The organism is Pseudoalteromonas sp. MB41 (genome assembly GCF_020966275.1).
In the GTDB taxonomy this organism is placed as follows: domain Bacteria; phylum Pseudomonadota; class Gammaproteobacteria; order Enterobacterales; family Alteromonadaceae; genus Pseudoalteromonas; species Pseudoalteromonas lipolytica.
The window spans coordinates 1-18,149 of record NZ_JAJJZF010000022.1 but is presented as its reverse complement, the minus strand read 5'-3'; the positions used below and the strand labels follow the sequence as shown (position 1 = coordinate 18,149).

The window sequence follows — 18,149 nt, the reverse complement described above, 5'->3', positions numbered from 1 at the left end:
TTAGTTCAGACCCCTTTTTATAAACTCACTCGCTTTGATACGTGCAGCTTCATCACACGCTAAAATCTCTTCCAGCGTGTGTACGTTCACATCTTCAGTCGCGTTGAGTGTCTGTGAGTTTATACGGTAAATATCAGTGAAACCGATTTGCCCATTTAAAAATGCAGCAACGGCAATCTCATTCGCAGCATTGACTGTTGTTGTTGCACCCTGTCCCATTTCACACGCATCAATCGCCAGTTTAAGGTTAGGGTAACGAGCATAATCAGGTTTGGTAAATGTAAAATCAGCAATCTGAGAAAAATCAAGCGGCTTAACCCCTGCATCAACACGTTCAGGAAACGCCAGTGCATGCGCTATCGGTGTACGCATATCAGGATTTCCCATTTGCGCAAGCACCGAACCATCTTGATATTGCACCATAGAATGAATGATACTTTGTGGGTGGATCACCACTTCAATATCGCTGGCATGGCAATTAAACAGCCATTTAGCCTCGATAAACTCAAGCCCTTTATTCATCATGGTTGCTGAGTCGACTGAGATTTTTTGTCCCATAGACCAATTTGGGTGCGCAACAGCTTCTGCCACAGTGACCGATGACAAACTCTTTAAGTCACGTGTCAAAAATGGCCCACCAGAACCTGTCAGTAATATTTTACTCACGCCGTTGTCCGACAGTAACCCCACTGAGGCTTGCAGTTTTGCTGGCATACATTGAAAAATAGCATTATGTTCGCTGTCAATCGGCAACAAGGTTGCACCGTGTTGTTTTACTTTATCAATAAACAACTGACCCGACATAACTAACGATTCTTTATTGGCAAGCAGTACTTTTTTACCTGCTTCAACCGCACTTAACGTGGGTAATAGACCTGCCGCGCCGACAATGGCCGACATAACTGTATCAACATCAACATGCGCCGACAGCTCACTCATAGCAGTGACACCCGCGAGCACAGCTGTTGTACAAGCGGTATTAGCTAACAACGATTTTAATTTATTTGCAGCGTTCTCATCCGCCATCACTGCAAATTTAGGCTGATGCGTAATACACAACTCTGCCATTTTTTCTGCATTTTGCCCCGCGGTTAATGCAAAAACAGCAAAACGATCTGTATTTCTAGAAACAACGTCTAAGGTGCTTAAACCGATTGAGCCAGTTGCGCCAAGTACGACAAGCTGTTCTATTTTGCTCATAAACTTAACGTCCATGCATAACAAAGCACAAAAATAGGCGCTGCAGCTGTTAAACTGTCAATACGGTCCAAAATGCCGCCATGACCGGGTAGGCATGAGCCACTGTCTTTTAAGCCGACTTCACGTTTAAACATACTTTCTAATAAATCACCGACTGCTGAAAACAAGGCGATAAACGCGGTCATTACGGCGTAGATTGGCCATACTGCCATGTCTACATTGGTAAAGTGACAAAACGCCAAAACAAAAATAACCGCGGCAACAATGCCCCCCAATAGACCTTCAATCGTCTTATTTGGGCTGACTTTCGGCATGAGCTTGCGTTTACCTAGGTTTTTTCCGGTGAAATAAGCGCCGATGTCTGCGCTCCATACAATACCTAGCACGACTAAAATAAGCACTGATCCAAAATGCGTCGACTCGGTATACCCTGCACTTCTTAAGGTATTGAGCGCAAGCCACAACGGTACTAAAGTAAGGAATCCTGCAATCGCGCGCATGAGAATGCCTTCATTCCATGCTTTTGCCATGGCTGGGTAGCGCCATACTAAGTACGTCGCAACAATCCACCATGCAAATGAAAGGGTAAATAAATAGTTCGCGTCACCAACAAGCTGACCATTTTGCCACAACGCTTCAATAGGCCAATGCCAATTGAAAAGAGCAAGAATGACCGCCGTGGCTGCCACAAATGAAAAACGTTTAATTTTATCGCACAGGCCCATAAAAGCTGACCATTCCCACGCACCAAGTAAAACAATACCAGCGGCGATATAACTAAATAATGTTAGTGGGGTATAAAAAACCAGTACAAGTGCAAGCGGTGCCAGCACCAGCGAGGTTAAAATTCGTTGTTTAAGCAATGTGTGTACCTTCAACTAGTAATTAGGTCTCGGCGAGTAATTGTTTTATTTGTTCGCCGGTACAACCAAATCGTCGCTCTCTGGCAACGTAACATGCGACAGCATCAGCAAAAGCAGCTTCATTGAAGTCTGGCCAAAGCGTATCGGTAAAGTAAAGCTCAGCATAGGCAGCTTGCCATAAAAGAAAATTACTAATGCGTAAATCACCACCTGTGCGGATCATTAAATCAAGCTCACCTTGACCTGCCATACTCATGTGTTCATTCATGAGGTCTTCTGTAATCTCTTCAGCTGCTAATTCACCCGCAGCGACTTTTTTCGCAAGTGCGGTTGCTGCGTTGGTTATATCCCAACGACCGCCATAGTTAGCTGCAACATTTAATTGTAGACCCGTATTATTACGAGTTAATTCATGGGCTGCATCAACTTTGTTTCGCAAACTTTCTGAAAAGCGCGATAAATCACCAATAATAGTGAGCTTTACATTATTCTTATGAAGTTTTTTAACTTCTTTGCCCAGTACGAATAAAAACAGTTCCATGAGTGTATTTACTTCGTCTTCTGGACGTCGCCAATTTTCACTACTAAATGCGAATAGTGTTAACGACTGTATACCTAAGCGAGTACAAAATTGCACTGATTGACGAACCGCATCAACGCCCTTTTTATGCCCATATACACGTGGGCGATTTTTCGCTTGCGCCCAACGACCGTTGCCATCCATGATTATAGCGACATGCTTAGGCAAACTTTGCTGGGAAATTTTATCAGCGTTAAGAACCATAAATATCGAGTATTCCATAAAAAAACGCCGTCTAGTATACCCCAGACGGCGTTTCAAAACTAATAAATTTAGTTGCTTAGATTTCCATCAACTCTGCTTCTTTCGCAGCCAGCTGTGTATCCATCTCTTTGATGAATTTGTCCGTTAGCTTTTGAATTTCATCTTCAGCTTGGCGCGCTTCATCTTCAGAAATATCTTTATCTTTCAATAAGCTCTTAATATCGCCATTAGCATCACGACGAATATTACGAATGGCAACACGGCCACCTTCAACTTCACCACGCACAATTTTGATAAGGTCTTTACGACGCTCTTCTGTGAGTGGAGGAAGTGGTACACGGATTACAGTACCTGCTGACATAGGGTTTAAACCTAGGTCAGATGCCATAATTGCTTTTTCTACCGCTTGTGCAAGCGACTTATCAAACACACTAATTGCAAGAGTACGAGAATCTTCAATCGTCACATTTGCAACTTGGTTTAATGGCGTGTCTGCACCGTAGTAAGACACTTGAATGCCGTCTAGTAATGCTGGGTGAGCACGACCTGTACGAATTTTAGATAATTGACTGCCTAGTGCCGCAACACTTTTTTGCATGCGCTCTGACGCATCTTTTTTGATATCGTTAATCACGGTTCAATCCTAATCTATTTAACAATTTCATCTGAGGCTTGTGAAGAGATAAGCGTTCCTTCATCTTCGCCCATAATAACACGCTTAAGCGCGCCTGATTTATTCATATTAAAAACGCTTAAAGGCATTTTGTGGTCACGTGCAAGTGTGAATGCCGCCAAATCCATCACCTTTAACTCTTTTTCGATGATCTCATTGTAGCTTAAGTGGCGATATAGTGTAGCTTCTGGGTTTTTAACTGGGTCATCAGAATAAACACCATCTACTTTCGTTGCTTTGATCACGGTGTCAGCTTCAATTTCAATACCACGTAAACACGCAGCAGAATCTGTTGTAAAGAATGGATTACCTGTGCCCGCAGCAAAAATAACAACACGGCCAGATTTTAATAAGCTAATCGCTTCAGCCCAGTTGTATGCATCACACACACCATTAAGTGGAATAGCAGACATTAGACGACAATTAACAAATGCACGGTGAAGCGCATCACGCATCGCTAAACCATTCATTACAGTCGCTAACATACCCATGTGGTCACCTACAACGCGGTTCATACCCGCTTCGGCTAATGAACCACCACGCAAGAAGTTACCGCCACCGATAACTAAACCTACTTCTACGTCGAGCTCTACAAGTTCTTTAATTTCTTGCGCCATACGGTCAAGTACTTTCGGGTCGATGCCGAAGCCTTCGTCTCCCATTAATGCTTCACCGCTAAGTTTAAGAAGAACACGTCTAAAAATAGGTTTACGATTGATAGTCATAGTATTTGGGCCAGCCTTAATAATGAGATAAAAAATAACCGCGCTTATGGTTACACATAAAACGCGGTTATTTTAAAGAATTTTCGTCAGTGACGCAAAAGCTAATAGCAGATTAATTTCATCTAATTATCGTTGCGTCACTTACGTTGAAAATTACTCGCCTTTTGCAGCAGCGATTTGTGCAGCAACTTCAGCAGCGAAATCTTCTTCTTTACGCTCGATACCTTCACCAACTTCTAAACGGATGAAGTTAGTAACAGTTGCGCCTTTCTCTTTAAGAATTTCACCAACAGTTTTCTTAGGTTCCATGATGAAAGCTTGACCAGTAAGAGAGATCTCACCAGTGAATTTCTTCATACGACCAACAACCATTTTCTCAGCGATTTCAGCAGGCTTGCCTTCGTTCATCGCGATGTCGATTTGAACTGCTTTTTCTTTTTCAACAACGTCAGCTGGAACGTCTTCTGGGTTTACGAACTCAGGCTTAGACGCAGCAACGTGCATTGCAACGTGCTTAAGTGTTTCTTCGTCAGCATCACCTACTACAACAACACCGATACGGTCGCCGTGGCGGTATGCAGATAGTTTTTCACCGTCGATGTACTCAACGCGACGAACGTTGATGTTTTCACCGATTTTAGCAACAAGTGCAACACGTGTTTCTTCGAACTGTGCTTTAAGTGCATCGATGTCTGCTTTTGATTCAACAGCAGCATCTAAAACTTCGTTAGCAAAACCAAGGAAGTTTGAGTCTTTAGCAACGAAGTCAGTTTGACAGTTAACTTCAAGAAGTGCAGCGAAACCGTTGCCTTCTTTGATAAGGATTGTACCTTCAGCAGCGATGTTACCCGCTTTTTTAGCAGCCTTTGCAGCACCGCTCTTACGCATGTTTTCGATCGCTAACTCAATGTCACCGTTAGTTTCAGTTAACGCTTTTTTACAATCCATCATGCCAGCGCCAGTACGCTCGCGTAATTCTTTAACTAGGGCAGCAGTTACAGCCATTAGAATATCCTCAATTGAATTCTGTTATTAGGGAAGCGGTATAGGCCGCTTTACAAGAATAACAAGTCTTCACCTTAAGTAAGATGAAGACTTGATGACAGCTAATTATTCAGCTTCTACGAAGTCGTCTTTCTCAGCTTGAGCAACGATGTTGTTCTCACGACCTTCAGTGATCGCAGCTGCAACAGCACTTGTGTAAAGGTTGATAGCACGGATCGCATCGTCGTTACCAGGTACGATGTAATCAACACCGTCTGGGTTAGAGTTAGTATCAACGATAGCAACAACTGGAATACCTAGGTTGTTAGCTTCACGGATAGCGATGTGCTCGTGGTCTGCATCGATAACGAAAAGTGCGTCAGGAAGACCGCCCATATCTTTGATACCACCAAGGCTCTTTTCAAGCTTTTCCATTTCACGAGTAAGCATTAACGCTTCTTTCTTAGTTAATTTCTCGAAAGTACCGTCTTGGCTTTGTGCTTCAAGGTCTTTAAGACGCTTGATTGATTGGCGAACTGTTTTCCAGTTAGTCAACATACCACCTAACCAACGGTGGTTTACGTAGAACTGATCGCTTTGAAGAGCTGCTTCTTTAACTGCTTCGCTTGCTGCGCGCTTAGTACCAACGAAAAGTACTTTACCTTTGTTAGAAGCTGCGTTCGATAAGAACTTAAGTGCTTCGTTGAACATTGGTACAGTTTGCTCTAGGTTGATGATATGTACACGGTTACGAGCGCCGAAGATGAAAGGCTTCATCTTAGGATTCCAGTAACGTGCTTGGTGACCAAAGTGAACACCAGCTTGAAGCATATCGCGCATTGAAACGTTTGCCATTTGTAAATTCCTCTAATAGTTTAGGGTTAGGCCTCCACATATCCCATAGCACCAACACCTAAGTTAATTTGTAACTTATGTGCACCCAAGTGTATGTGACGATACGTGTGTGTGTTAAAATAAAATTGTGTTTGTCTTAAATACAAAAAATCAGTAAAGAATTTATTTGTAAAAAGACGGCGCGCTTTATACCATATTAAAATTGAAAACTCAACATTCAGTGCAAAAATTGTGCACTGAAAAATGACCTGAAAAACAACTTTGGAGCCTCAATGAGTGCTGTGATCAAGACCCCTGAAGAAATCGAAAAAATGCGTGTTGCCGGGCGCTTAGCCGCTGAGGTACTCGAAATGATAGAACCGCATGTGGTGCCTGGTGTAACCACAGATGAATTGAATACAATTTGCCACGATTACATCGTTAATGTGCAAGACGCGATTCCAGCGCCGCTAAACTATCACGGTTTCCCTAAATCAATCTGCACCTCAGTGAATCATGTTATTTGTCACGGTATTCCTAACGACAAACCTCTCAAAGAAGGTGACAGCGTTAATATCGATGTAACCGTAATTAAAGATGGCTTTCATGGTGATACCTCAAAGATGTTCCATGTAGGCACACCCAATATTCAAGGCAAACGCCTTGCTGATATAACCCAAGAAAGCCTTTACCTTGCCATAAAAATGGTAAAACCAGGTGTTCGCTTAGGTGACATTGGTGCCGCGATTCAAAAGTACGCAGAAAGCTTTAATTATTCGATTGTACGTGAATATTGTGGTCATGGTATCGGCGCTGAGTTCCACGAAGAACCTCAAGTAATGCACTACGGCAAACCAGGTACAGGCGAGGTGTTAAAAGCAGGAATGTGTTTAACAATTGAGCCAATGGTGAACGCAGGAAAACGCCAATGTAAGTTATTAAAAGATAACTGGACTGTCGTTACAAAAGACCGTTCATTGTCTGCTCAGTGGGAACACACACTGTTAGTGACTGAAAATGGTGTTGAAATTTTAACGCTCCGATCAGATGATACTATCGACAGGATCATCGAACACTAGGAGCCAGCCCCTGTGGCATTACCCAACAAAGTAAAAAAGTTGCTCAGCCAAGCTGAGCAACTTAGCGATTATCGCGACTGTTCTGGTTATTTTTATAAGTGGCTACAGAACGAATTTTCTAAACAACCCGTCAGCAACTTAATCAATGCCCGCGCTGAGTTTATTGACCGCTTATTGATTAAACTGTTTCACGACTTTGACCTTGCCCACGAAAGTGATTTAGCACTTATTGCTGTCGGTGGTTATGGGCGTGGCGAGCTACACCCCTACTCCGATATTGACTTTATGCTGCTGGTTAGTGAACAACCAAGTGACGCTGTATGCGAAAAAATTGGCCAGTTCGTGACGATGCTATGGGACCTCAATCTCGAAATTGGTCACAGTGTTCGCACTATTGAACAAGCACTGGAGCAAAAACGCGAAGACGTTACTTTTGCCACCAGCTTACTCGAAAGCCGTTTAATATTTGGCAATCACATTGAGTTTGAAAAACTCAAAATGCACTTAATCGACACGCCAATTTGGCGCTCTGATGAATTCTTTTTGGCAAAAGTACAAGAACAACAATTACGCCATAAAAAATGCCATGGAACAGCCTATAATCTTGAGCCTAACATTAAAGAAAACCCAGGTGGCTTGCGCGATTTACAAACCATTATTTGGGTCGCAAAAAAGCACTTTAGGGCTGAAACATTACAAGAACTCATTAATCATGGTTACCTCACTCATGAAGAATACCAAGAACTCTCAGAGTGTTTAGAAAACCTGTGGAATATCCGCTTTGCCTTGCACATCGCTGCGGGACGTTCTGAAAACCGTTTATTGTTTGATCACCAGCCTCATGCTGCCGAAATTTTAGGTTTTGGTAGCGACGGTAAAGCGTCGGTCGAGCGCATGATGAAACGTTTATTTCGCATTATGAGCCGTGTACGAGAGCTTAACCAAATGTTGCTGTCTTACTTTGAGCAAAGCATTTTGCCAGGTGCAGGCGAGTTACCCGTTGTAGAGCTTGACCGGAACTTTGAGCGTATTGGTCATCAGATTCGGGTTAAAAACCCTTCTGTATTTTTCCGTCGCGACCAACTCTTTGTGTTGTTTGAGCACATTGCCGACAACCCCGAAATTACGCATATTTACCCAAGCACGATTCGTACAATGCGCCAAGTACGTCGCCGTTTATTAGGTGATTTACAAGATTACGCGGCGTGTCGTGAAGCATTCTTACGGTTAATTAAACACCCTAATGGCATGGGCCGAGCATTCACGCTCATGCACAAACACGGCATTATTGCGGCTTACTTACCGCAGTGGCGAAATATATTCGGACAAATGCAATTTGACTTATTCCACGCCTACACTGTGGATGAGCACACGCATAAGCTTATTAATAATATTTACAAATATTTTGATAAGTCTCGAGTCAGTGAGTTTCCTCTGTGCAGTGAAATCGTCACCCGCATGGATAAACCTGAACTGTTATATTTAGCCGGTATTTTTCACGATATTGCCAAAGGACGTGGTGGCGATCACTCAGAGCTTGGCTCGGTCGATGCCTTAGCGTTTGCCAAACTGCACCGTTTTCCTGCATCAGATGGTAAACTTATTGCGTGGTTGGTTGGCAATCACTTACTTATGTCGGTCACCGCGCAACGCAAAGACATTAACGACCCTGATGTAATTAAAGATTTTGCCAGCAAGGTGAAAAATGAACGCCAGCTCGATTATTTATATTGTTTAACACTGGCTGATATCCGTGCTACAAATGATAACTTGTGGAATGATTGGAAAAACACCCTACTGCGAGAGCTGTATTTACACACCCAGCGCGCACTGCGCTTGGGACTTGAAAATCCAATGGACCAACGAGATCAAATTCGAGACAAAAAGCGCCAAGCAAAACAGCGCTTGCTTAATCTTGGCTGTAACGAGGATCAGATTGATTTAATTTGGAGTCGCTTTAAAGCTAATTATTTTACCGCTTTTAGCGAGCAGCAGATTTCATGGCACACAGAGCACCTGTTAAACAGTGCAGACTTAAGCCAACCCAGTGTCATGGTGTCTGACACAGCAATGCATGGTGGCACACAGGTATTTGCTTACAGCCCCTATTCTGGTGGCTTATTTGCACGCCTTGTGAGTGTTATAGGCTCTAAAAAAGCACAGATCCAACATGCGCAAGTGTTAACGACCAAAGACGGTTATGTGCTGTTTAGCTTTGTTATTTTAGAAGTGAATGGCGACCCTATTGCCAGTGGTCGTGCACAGTCTATTAAGCGTGCATTGGATCTCGCGATTAATGATCCTAAAAAGAAAATTCGCTTTAAAAAGAATCGTTCGCAGCGCTTTAAAGACTTTAATATTAAACCAAAAATTGTGCTTAGACCGCATGCACGAAAAGACCGCAGTCTAATTGAAATTCAAGCAGTGGATATTCCGGGCTTACTCACCAAAATAGCCGAAGTATTCCAAGCACATTTACTGCATATTCATGCTGCACGTATCACCACAGTGGGCGAACGCGCAGAAGATTTCTTCGTGGTATCGAATAATGAATACCAAGCATTAACAGACGAAGAACAAGCAAAAATTCATCAAGCATTGCGTAAAAAACTCAACGCAGAAACCGAATAAGAGGATCTTATGTCAGATTTAAAAACCATGATCGAAAACGCCTGGGAAAACCGCGATAGTATCAGCCCAAGCACAGTATCAAGCGAAGTAAAACAGGCCATTATTGATGCGCTTGAACTGCTTGATAGCGGCGCGGCTCGTGTTGCTGAAAAAATCAGTGGTGAGTGGGTTGTTCATCAGTGGTTGAAAAAAGCAGTACTGCTGTCATTCCGTATTCGTGATAACCAACCAATGAACGATGGTGTTAATCAATTCTACGATAAAGTACCACTAAAATTTAGCGACTATACGCCAGAGCAATTCCAACAAGGCGGCATGCGCGTAGTCCCTAACGCTGTGGCGCGCAAAGGCAGCTTTGTTGGTAAAAACGTGGTGCTTATGCCTTCTTACGTCAACATTGGTGCTTACGTTGACGAGGGCACCATGGTCGATACTTGGGCAACCGTTGGCTCGTGCGCACAAATTGGTAAAAACGTTCATTTATCAGGAGGCGTAGGCATTGGTGGTGTACTTGAGCCACTTCAAGCAAACCCAACCATTATCGAAGACAACTGCTTTATTGGCGCACGCTCTGAAATTGTTGAAGGCGTTGTTGTTGAAGAAGGCGCCGTTATTTCAATGGGTGTATACATCAGCCAAAGTACGCGCATTTATGACCGTGAAACCGGCGAGGTTCACTACGGCCGTGTACCAGCGGGTGCTGTTGTTGTACCGGGTTCACTGCCTTCTAAAGATGGTTCGCACAGCCTATACGCTGCCATCATCGTAAAAAAAGTAGATCAACAAACGCGCGAAAAAGTAGGCATTAATGCACTGCTTCGCTCGATTGATGAGTAATCAGTGATTTTACACAGTCTGTTATGACTAAAAAGCGCTTTCCTTAATGAGGAATAGCGCTTTTTTATACCTGTTAATTTTCATCAACTTTATTAAATTGTTACATCTTATTTCAAAAACACACTTTATCGCGTATTTACAGCAACCCAGCGTCTACTTTGACATACATTCCATTAAACTTACTGGCACTTTTTTTACGTCGCATTACAATGCACACAAATTGATTTTGGAACACACACAATGAATTTGACGCGCAGTTCACTGAAGAACCCAGCGAGTGTTATTGTCATCTTAGTACTGATTATGTTGTTTGGCATGTTGAGTATTTTCAAGCTGCCAATTCAACTTACACCCGATATTGAACAACCGCAAATCACTATTTTTTCAGGTTGGCGCCAAGCCGCACCAGAAGAAATAGAATCCGTGATTATTGAGCCGCTCGAAAACGCAGTAAAAAACACACCTGGCGCTTTGGAGGTAAATACCAATATCAACCGAGGTAATGGCTCGATCACCCTTACTTTTGCAGTCGGGCAAAATATGCAGCAAGCCATGCTCGATGTACTCACAAGTCTAAACCAAGCACCGCCACTCCCCTTAGATGCATTCGACCCTGTGGTATTTGCAGGCGGCAATAATGGCGAAGCCGCTGCCACTTTGTTAGTGACTCCCACGCACTACAACGCCGATAGCTTAGATCTTGATATGGCACAGTTTCAAAAACAAATCGACGAATTTGTTGAGCCACGTTTAGCCCGTATTCCCGGTGTTGCCCGCGTTGATTTAGCCAGTGAACGACCAAAAGAGTTGCGCATCACCTTTGATCCTCACAAAGCCGCAGCCCTTGGCGTAAGCCTTGACCAAATCAGTAACGTATTAGCTAGTTCACGCGATACCTCAGGAGGCCTTGCTAATGTCGGACGCCGTCAATATACCGTGCGCTTTACGGGTCAGTATGATTTGTCGAGCATGGCACAAATGCGCGTTGGTTATTCTGGCGACAGGCCAATTTACCTTGGCGATATTGCACGCGTAGAACGCACTTTTTCTGACCGTTTAGGCATGAGTGGCCGAAATGGTAAACCGGCGTATTACATTCGAATTTCGCGCGCCAACGAAGCCAATACTGTCGCACTTCTTGATGACATAAATTTAGCGATTAAAGAGCTAAACGAAGGTCCTCTTGCTGAAAATGGCTTATCGATTGAGTTAAGCTTTGATGCCTCAGTGCATATTCGTAACGCCTTATCATTAGTGAAAAGTAACTTAGGATTAGGTGTACTTTTATCATGCTTGATCTTATGGTTGTTTTTCCGCGGGTTAAAAGCCACGTTTGTGATTGCCGCTACAATCCCGGTGTCGTTGATGGTGGCGTTTTTAGCCCTTAATATTTTTGAACGCAGCTTAAATGTTATTTCCCTTGCCGGCCTAGCCTTTGCTGTCGGCTTAGTTTTAGATGCTGCTATCATAGTCCAAGAAAATATAGCCCGACTCAGAAGCGAAGGCTTTGATACTAAAAAAGCGGCATTAAAAGGAGCTGCGCAAGTCACCGGTGCCTTATTTGCGTCAACCACCACCAGCGTTGCTATTTTTCTCCCTATTCTCTTTATGGCAGGCATTGAAGGTCAGCTGTTTTCAGACCTTGCACTCACCCTCTCTATCGCGGTCATTGCCTCAATGGTCTGTGCCATTACACTCATTCCATTAGCGAACCATGTTTGGCCTGACACTGAACTAAAACCCGATCCTTATCGAGCTTATTGGCAAAAACTAACTAACTTTATCATGGCACTCACTAACACCCGCACTAAGCAACTGCTCTGGATTGCCTCGTTATTAGGCGGCTCATTAATTGCCACCATGACTATGCTGCCAAAAACTGACTTTATGCCCAGAGCGCCAACTGATGGCTTTTTCTTTAACTTGAATACCCCACCGGGTGGCAATGTGCAATTTATGGAAGAAGAGTTATTAATGCGTATCAAAAAACGCTTAATGCCTTACTACACTGGTGAGAAAGAGCCAGGAATAAAAGACTTTAACTTTTATGCATTTGGTTCCAACGCTGGCGGATTTATTTATTCGGCTGATCCACAACGCGTTGAAGAATTGATGAAAGTTGCTCGAGAAGAAATTTTCATCGACTTACCCGACACGCAGGTATTCTTCTTTCGAGGTTCTATGATCCAAGTCGCTAATGGGGGAGATGGCCGAGATATCAATATTGATCTAACCGGTCCGAACATGGATGACCTGATTTCAGGTGCTAATGTCGCCTTGCAAGCAGTCACAGAAGCAATGCCAAATGCCACAGCAAGACCACAACCGCGTTTAGATATGGCCGAACCAGAGCTCAGGCTTACACCTAACGACCGCCGTATTACTCAAGCAGGGCTAACTCGCCGTGATGTTTCACAAGCGGTACAGGCTTATACAGGCGGCTTATTTGTTAACGAATACTTTGACGGCAACGAGCGCATGAATGTAATTTTGCGAGGCACTCCATGGCAAACCCCTGAAGAACTAAAAGCCTTGCCCATTGTTACACCGCTCTCGGGCATTCAAACTCTGGGCGAGCTTGCCCAAATTAAACGCACTGTTGGCCCTACACAATTACGCCGTGTTAACGGACGTCGCACAGTGAGTATTGTCGTCACACCACCTGCCGATATGAGTTTGCAACAAGCACAAGCTATTTTAGCCGAACACGTTATGCCAAAAGTACGTGCCAGCTTACCCGAAAGTGCTGGCGCGATTTTGGCTGGCAACGCACAAAAAATGAATTCAGCTATGCAAGAGATGACTCTCAACTTTTTACTAGCCTTGTTTATTTTATTCCTGCTGATGACAGCATTATTTAAATCTGCAAAAGACAGTGTCTTGGTACTGTTAGTTATGCCACTGGCGATAGCTGGCGGGGTACTGGCCTTGTTTGTGCTGAATTTATTCACTTTCCAATCACTCGATTTATTGACCATGATTGGCTTTATCATTTTGCTGGGATTAGTGGTCAATAATGCAATTTTATTGGTCGACCAAACGCGTGTTGCGATGTCTGCTGGGCTTAATCGAGAGGCTGCAGTTCGCCAAGCAGTGCTACTTAGAGCACGCCCCGTTTATTTAAGTACCTTAACGAGTTTATTTGGCATGTTACCGCTGATGTTAATGCCCGGTGTTGGCTCAGAGATTTATCGCGGTCTTGCGACCGTCATTGTAGGCGGCATGGCTATTAGCGCGCTATTTACGCTTATTTTAATGCCGAGTTTATTGCAGCTTGGCAGGCAATTACCACCAATAAACAATAATCAACAACCCGAAAAAACGCCTTTAAGCTTGGTATCGAATCAATGAGTGATAAAACGATGATAAAAAATATACGTATTGTAACCGCGGTATTATGTGCCTTCGCCTTTCATGCTTTCGCGGTCGTTCCTGTCACGGTCGATACAGTGAGTAAAGCACAGCTAAGCAGTGAAATTGAAGTAAGTGGCACTTTATACGGCAAAGACGATGTCACGCTTACCGCAGGAATTAGTGGACGTTTACTCTATGTGGTAGAGCCCGGCACTTTGGTCAACCAAGGTGATACGCTAGTGCGCATGGACACTTTACCACTGGAACTTGAAAAAGCCCGTCAGCAAGAAATGCTTAACCGTGCAAAAATAAACCTGCGTTTATACGAACAAGAGTTAGCCCGTTTACAAAAACTCGCTAAAGCGAGCAGTGCAGCGGCAAGCCAAGTTGATGGAATGCAAAATAAACACGACCTCGCTTTGTCTGATATTGCCCTTGCTGAGGTAGAGTTAAAGGTAATCGACGATAAACTATCCCGTGCGACCATCAGCGCCCCCTTTTCAGGTGTTATCAGCGAGCGCTATAAACATGCTGGACGTGAAATAAACCGCGCCGATGAATTAGTCACCTTACTCGATATCACTCATTTAGAAGTGCGTTTATATGTCCCTGTTAAATACCTTAAGTTTTTACATAAAGACATTGCACTGCCGGTCAAAGCAGGCGATTTATCAGCACCTGAAACAACAACCGCTAAAATTACAGCAGTGATCCCATCCACAGACCCGCGTTCACAAACGGTCGAAGTACGTGCCGCATTGCACGTATCTCAAGAGCAAGTATGGGCGATAGGTCAACTTGTCGATGTTACTGTTCCATTAACAAGTAAAGGCGATGTGTTATTAGTGAACCGAGATGCCCTTATTTTACGTAAAAATGGCACGCATATCGTAAAGATTGATAACGCCAGTACAGCAGCACAAATTCCCGTTATCGTTGGCAGTGGCAAGGGTCAGCTTGTTGAGGTAAGTCCCCTCACTCCTGCGTCTCTTAGTGCGGGCGATAAAGTGGCAATAAGGGGGGCTGAACAATTGCAAACGGGCCAAAAGGTTGATGTACAATAAAGCCCGAATGAAAAATGAGTAAAGTATAAAGCCAGTGTCACTGGCTTTATACTCCTAGGCTTTTAACTGACTTTAAATTGCTTCACAATTTGGTCTAGCTCAAGCGCTGTTTGCGCTAAGCCATCAGCAATCGCTGCTGCGCGCTCTGCACCATCCATCGTTTCATGTGCTTTTTCGTTAACATGTTGAACACTTTCACTTATTTGCATACTCACGACATTTTGTTCTTCAGACGCACTGGCAATTTGTACATTCATATCTTTAATTGTGCCCACCGATTGTGAAATTTGCTCGAGGACTTCACCGGTTTGCTCAGTTTTCTCTGCGGTTTGCTCCACATTTTGCATATTCATTTTCATCGAATCGACTGAGCGCTTCGCTTCATTCTGTAAATTAGAAATCATCACTTGAATTTCTTCAGTACTTTGTTGTGTCCGACTTGCTAAAGAGCGCACTTCATCTGCAACCACTGCAAAACCGCGTCCTTGCTCTCCAGCTCTGGCAGCTTCGATGGCCGCATTTAATGCTAATAAGTTAGTTTGGTCAGCAATACCTCTTATCACATCTAAAATGGAGCCCACTGACTCAGTTTCTGCTTCTAAGTTTTCAATCGTTTTGCTCACGCTCATCATGGTCTCAACCAACTCGCCCATTGCGTGATGCGTTTGTGAAACTACTTGCGTGCCCGTCAGTACTTCATTATCGGCTTTTGTTGCTGCATCAGCAGCCATTTGTGCACTTTGCGTAATCTCATTAATGGTTGCTGACATTTCATGCATTGCAGTGGCTGTTTGTGTTAATTGGTCAGATTGATGCTCTGCACCTGTTTTAGAACTCGCCGTTATCGTTGTTAAATCTTGTGATGTGCGCGAAACTTGCGTGGTAGATTCACTGATCTGAGTCAGCATTTCGTTAAGCTTTGACACCATTTCGCGCATCGCTAAGTAAATTCCTGTTTCATTTCCATGCTGACTAAAACGATAGGTTAAATCACCTTCAGCTATCGATTGCACAATGGTTGCTATTTCGCTCGGCTCCCCGCCAATAGGCGCTTTTATTAAACGCGAGATAAAGATACTTAAGAAAATGCCCACAGTAATAATTATGATGGCAAAGACTAAAATGGTGGTAATCGCATTTTCACTGCTGGCTTGTATCATGGGACCAATTTCATCTTGGCGGTTTTGGCTGGCGAGTTTAATACGTTCAATTTCCTCAGCTATTTGCGGGCCTACTTTATCAAGTGTCCCGCTAATTATATTATTACGCTCTGTAATCAAGGACTTTACTAGCTCAAGCCCTGTAATATAGTCATTCGTTCTGGTTTTGAAATCAGACAATAATGTCTGCTCTTTTGTATCAAAAAGGCCCGCTGACAATTGCTGAGTTTTAGCTTGAACGCTCTTAAATTCTTTCATTGTTCTGTCAAAATCAGCCAGCGAGTTGCTGACTAAAAACTTTGCAGCATACAATCGCCCAAGTAATAACGACTCTTGCAATTGTGCACTTAAAAATAATGCTGCGCTGTTTTCTTTGTTTTTACTCAGCAGCATAATTTCTGTTAAGGCCTCACGCATAAACGGCCCGTTTCCATCGAGCTTATTTTCGACTACATCATTGCGTTTTTCTACTAACTTAACGATGTCTTCAAAAGCATTCTTATAATTACTTGCTCCTTTTTCTATCGCTGTCATTGCTTTTACTTTCTCGGCATCAGTAAACTGTTTTTTGCTCTGAGTGATTAATTCACTGAGTAAATTATGACGCTCGTTAAAATCGGAAATGGCTTGAGGTTCTTGATCTTTCAAATATTTGAGTGCATTTAAGCGTAAAGTTAATACGTTTGATTGGACTCGTCCCGTGATATTGCTATCGCGTGCATTTACGCGATAATCAACAAAATTATCATAGCCTGAGTTAAGCGCTAACAAGGCAACTATACTGACTACCCCTAGCAGAACAATCATTGCGCCAAATGCAAGATACAGCTGTGTATTTAACCTGAACTTCGTAAACATAATGTTCTCTCTGTTTAATTGCAGTACCCTATGCGTGATGGCTTCCTTACTAAAAATCTCATTAAGTATAGGAAACAACAGTGAGAATGATATGTTATGAGGGGAAATAGGGGGAATTTAAGAAATATCTGATATGTAAGTAAAAATCGTCCTAATTATTCTAGTTTTATAAACAATTAAACCCCTCTAAGGAAATCTGTTTAGTTTGCTCATCGACATTACTTTTTTGATAGATCTGTAAACTATCTTGATGAACTTTAAAACTAAATTCACCTGCCCACGGTAATGAAGCAACCGGGATCTGGCGATAAAAACCATAACGGTCATAGCAAATATATGAAATATGATGGTAAACATCTGTAAAAACGCCATAGTCAGCTGTAAATACACTAATATGCTGTTGCTGCTTAAAATACTTTGCCTGTGTCCCTGCAACAAGGTACCAAAAACACAGACTCACCATAACCACAAGTTGAAGCCCTGCGACAATGAATAATAAAAGATGTCGTCTAGCGGTTGGTTGAGTCTCTAGCGCTGCTCTGCCTGTGTCACACCTGTTATTTTTGAGTAATAAATAAATGCCCGTTATGACCATAAACAGCTTAATAATGAGTAACGCAACGCCTATTTGATACATCATTTTTGGGCTATGCCATTGAATGCCAAATACAGGAGGTACAAAAAGGCTATCGATAAGCGGCAATAAAATAAGTAATGAGGCTATGATTAGGCTTTTATTCTTCATTGTTTTCTACCGTGTTGTTTCATAACGCAAATACACTATATAGGCTTTTTCTTTTTAACAAAAGTAAAAGATCCACCTTCTAAAGAAGGTGGCTTTGCATTAGCCCCCTAGAAGGGGGCGTTGTTTACTGGAGTGTTAACTGCGCCTGCTCTTGCACCTCTTCCTTTTCTTGGTGCCTGACATACCGCCTTATTATTTCTTCATTTATCCCTACAGTATCTACGAAGTACCCTCTCTGCCAAAAATGGTTTCCCCATAACTTGTTTTTCCTTAAGTATGGATATTTGCTAAATAGCTTTAACGCTATTTTTCCCTTTAAAGCACCCATTAATTTCGAGACTGATAACTTCGGCGGTAT

General features: G+C 43.0%; 15 protein-coding genes. 5 read left to right on the top strand and 10 right to left on the bottom strand.

The annotated features are described in order from the left end of the window. From ispC to rpsB, 7 genes are all read right to left on the bottom strand, one after another. Entirely contained in the window at positions 1 to 1,200 is a 1,200-nt protein-coding gene (gene ispC, locus LPA49_RS17285; protein ID WP_036969732.1) for a 1-deoxy-D-xylulose-5-phosphate reductoisomerase, read from the bottom strand. Then, the gene (locus LPA49_RS17280) at positions 1,197 to 2,063 is read right to left on the bottom strand and encodes a phosphatidate cytidylyltransferase (RefSeq protein WP_036969733.1); all 867 of its coding nucleotides are present in this window, start codon (positions 2,061 to 2,063) and stop codon (positions 1,197 to 1,199) included. The genes ispC and LPA49_RS17280 overlap by 4 nt, the downstream gene beginning before the upstream one ends. Positions 2,064 to 2,085: 22 nt before the next feature. Then, positions 2,086 to 2,865: an isoprenyl transferase gene (locus LPA49_RS17275; RefSeq protein ID WP_036969734.1), complete on the bottom strand. Its 780-nt coding sequence runs from the start codon at positions 2,863 to 2,865 to the stop codon at positions 2,086 to 2,088. A 58-nt stretch (positions 2,866 to 2,923) separates the two neighbouring features. Then, a complete protein-coding gene (frr, locus tag LPA49_RS17270; RefSeq protein WP_036969745.1) occupies positions 2,924 to 3,481 on the bottom strand; it encodes a ribosome recycling factor in 558 nt (185 codons plus the stop codon). A 14-nt stretch (positions 3,482 to 3,495) separates the two neighbouring features. Further along, entirely contained in the window at positions 3,496 to 4,245 is a 750-nt protein-coding gene (gene pyrH, locus LPA49_RS17265) for a UMP kinase (protein WP_036969747.1), read from the bottom strand. Positions 4,246 to 4,398: 153 nt separating this feature from the next. Further along, positions 4,399 to 5,250 (bottom strand): translation elongation factor Ts, encoded by an 852-nt coding sequence (gene tsf, locus LPA49_RS17260; RefSeq protein ID WP_036969749.1) that lies wholly within the window; start codon positions 5,248 to 5,250, stop codon positions 4,399 to 4,401. A gap of 105 nt (positions 5,251 to 5,355) precedes the next feature. After that, positions 5,356 to 6,084: a 30S ribosomal protein S2 gene (gene rpsB / locus LPA49_RS17255; protein ID WP_036969753.1), complete on the bottom strand. Its 729-nt coding sequence runs from the start codon at positions 6,082 to 6,084 to the stop codon at positions 5,356 to 5,358. A 248-nt stretch (positions 6,085 to 6,332) separates the two neighbouring features. Here rpsB and map point away from each other — a divergent pair, with 248 nt between their 5' ends. The 5 genes from map (at position 6,333) to LPA49_RS17230 (ending at position 15,028) form a co-directional block, all read left to right on the top strand. Continuing rightward, complete coding sequence (gene map, locus LPA49_RS17250) at positions 6,333 to 7,142, top strand: type I methionyl aminopeptidase (RefSeq protein WP_227006846.1); 810 nt, start codon at positions 6,333 to 6,335, stop codon at positions 7,140 to 7,142. A gap of 12 nt (positions 7,143 to 7,154) precedes the next feature. Next, the gene (glnD, locus tag LPA49_RS17245) at positions 7,155 to 9,773 is read left to right on the top strand and encodes a [protein-PII] uridylyltransferase (protein ID WP_036969758.1); all 2,619 of its coding nucleotides are present in this window, start codon (positions 7,155 to 7,157) and stop codon (positions 9,771 to 9,773) included. 9 nt (positions 9,774 to 9,782) lie between these two features. Further along, positions 9,783 to 10,610: a 2,3,4,5-tetrahydropyridine-2,6-dicarboxylate N-succinyltransferase gene (gene dapD / locus LPA49_RS17240; RefSeq protein WP_036969760.1), complete on the top strand. Its 828-nt coding sequence runs from the start codon at positions 9,783 to 9,785 to the stop codon at positions 10,608 to 10,610. Between the two features lie 240 nt (positions 10,611 to 10,850). Then, entirely contained in the window at positions 10,851 to 13,961 is a 3,111-nt protein-coding gene (locus tag LPA49_RS17235; RefSeq protein WP_118844128.1) for an efflux RND transporter permease subunit, read from the top strand. Beyond that, positions 13,958 to 15,028 (top strand): efflux RND transporter periplasmic adaptor subunit, encoded by a 1,071-nt coding sequence (locus LPA49_RS17230; RefSeq protein ID WP_230237330.1) that lies wholly within the window; start codon positions 13,958 to 13,960, stop codon positions 15,026 to 15,028. The genes LPA49_RS17235 and LPA49_RS17230 overlap by 4 nt, the downstream gene beginning before the upstream one ends. A gap of 62 nt (positions 15,029 to 15,090) precedes the next feature. On the opposite strand, the gene LPA49_RS17225 is transcribed toward LPA49_RS17230, so the two are convergent. The 3 genes from LPA49_RS17225 to tnpA form a co-directional block, all read right to left on the bottom strand. Further along, positions 15,091 to 17,046: a methyl-accepting chemotaxis protein gene (locus LPA49_RS17225; protein ID WP_230237328.1), complete on the bottom strand. Its 1,956-nt coding sequence runs from the start codon at positions 17,044 to 17,046 to the stop codon at positions 15,091 to 15,093. Between the two features lie 166 nt (positions 17,047 to 17,212). Continuing rightward, positions 17,213 to 17,791, bottom strand: a complete 579-nt coding sequence (locus LPA49_RS17220) for a hypothetical protein (protein WP_182396220.1) — start codon at positions 17,789 to 17,791, stop codon at positions 17,213 to 17,215. A 124-nt stretch (positions 17,792 to 17,915) separates the two neighbouring features. Further along, a partial coding sequence (tnpA, locus tag LPA49_RS17215; RefSeq protein WP_230235610.1) for an IS200/IS605 family transposase occupies positions 17,916 to 18,149 on the bottom strand: 234 nt, incomplete at its 5' end.

Bases quoted from the DNA above. Each gene is read 5' to 3' on its own strand.
- ispC (WP_036969732.1), bottom strand. From the start codon at position 1,200: ATGAGCAAAATAGAACAGCTTGTCGTACTTGGCGCAACTGGCTCAATC.
- LPA49_RS17275 (WP_036969734.1), bottom strand. From the start codon at position 2,865: ATGGAATACTCGATATTTATGGTTCTTAACGCTGATAAAATTTCCCAG.
- pyrH (WP_036969747.1), bottom strand. From the start codon at position 4,245: ATGACTATCAATCGTAAACCTATTTTTAGACGTGTTCTTCTTAAACTT.
- tsf (WP_036969749.1), bottom strand. From the start codon at position 5,250: ATGGCTGTAACTGCTGCCCTAGTTAAAGAATTACGCGAGCGTACTGGC.
- rpsB (WP_036969753.1), bottom strand. From the start codon at position 6,084: ATGGCAAACGTTTCAATGCGCGATATGCTTCAAGCTGGTGTTCACTTT.
- dapD (WP_036969760.1), top strand. From the start codon at position 9,783: ATGTCAGATTTAAAAACCATGATCGAAAACGCCTGGGAAAACCGCGAT.
- LPA49_RS17235 (WP_118844128.1), top strand. From the start codon at position 10,851: ATGAATTTGACGCGCAGTTCACTGAAGAACCCAGCGAGTGTTATTGTC.
- LPA49_RS17230 (WP_230237330.1), top strand. From the start codon at position 13,958: ATGAGTGATAAAACGATGATAAAAAATATACGTATTGTAACCGCGGTA.
- LPA49_RS17225 (WP_230237328.1), bottom strand. From the start codon at position 17,046: ATGTTTACGAAGTTCAGGTTAAATACACAGCTGTATCTTGCATTTGGC.
- LPA49_RS17220 (WP_182396220.1), bottom strand. From the start codon at position 17,791: ATGAAGAATAAAAGCCTAATCATAGCCTCATTACTTATTTTATTGCCG.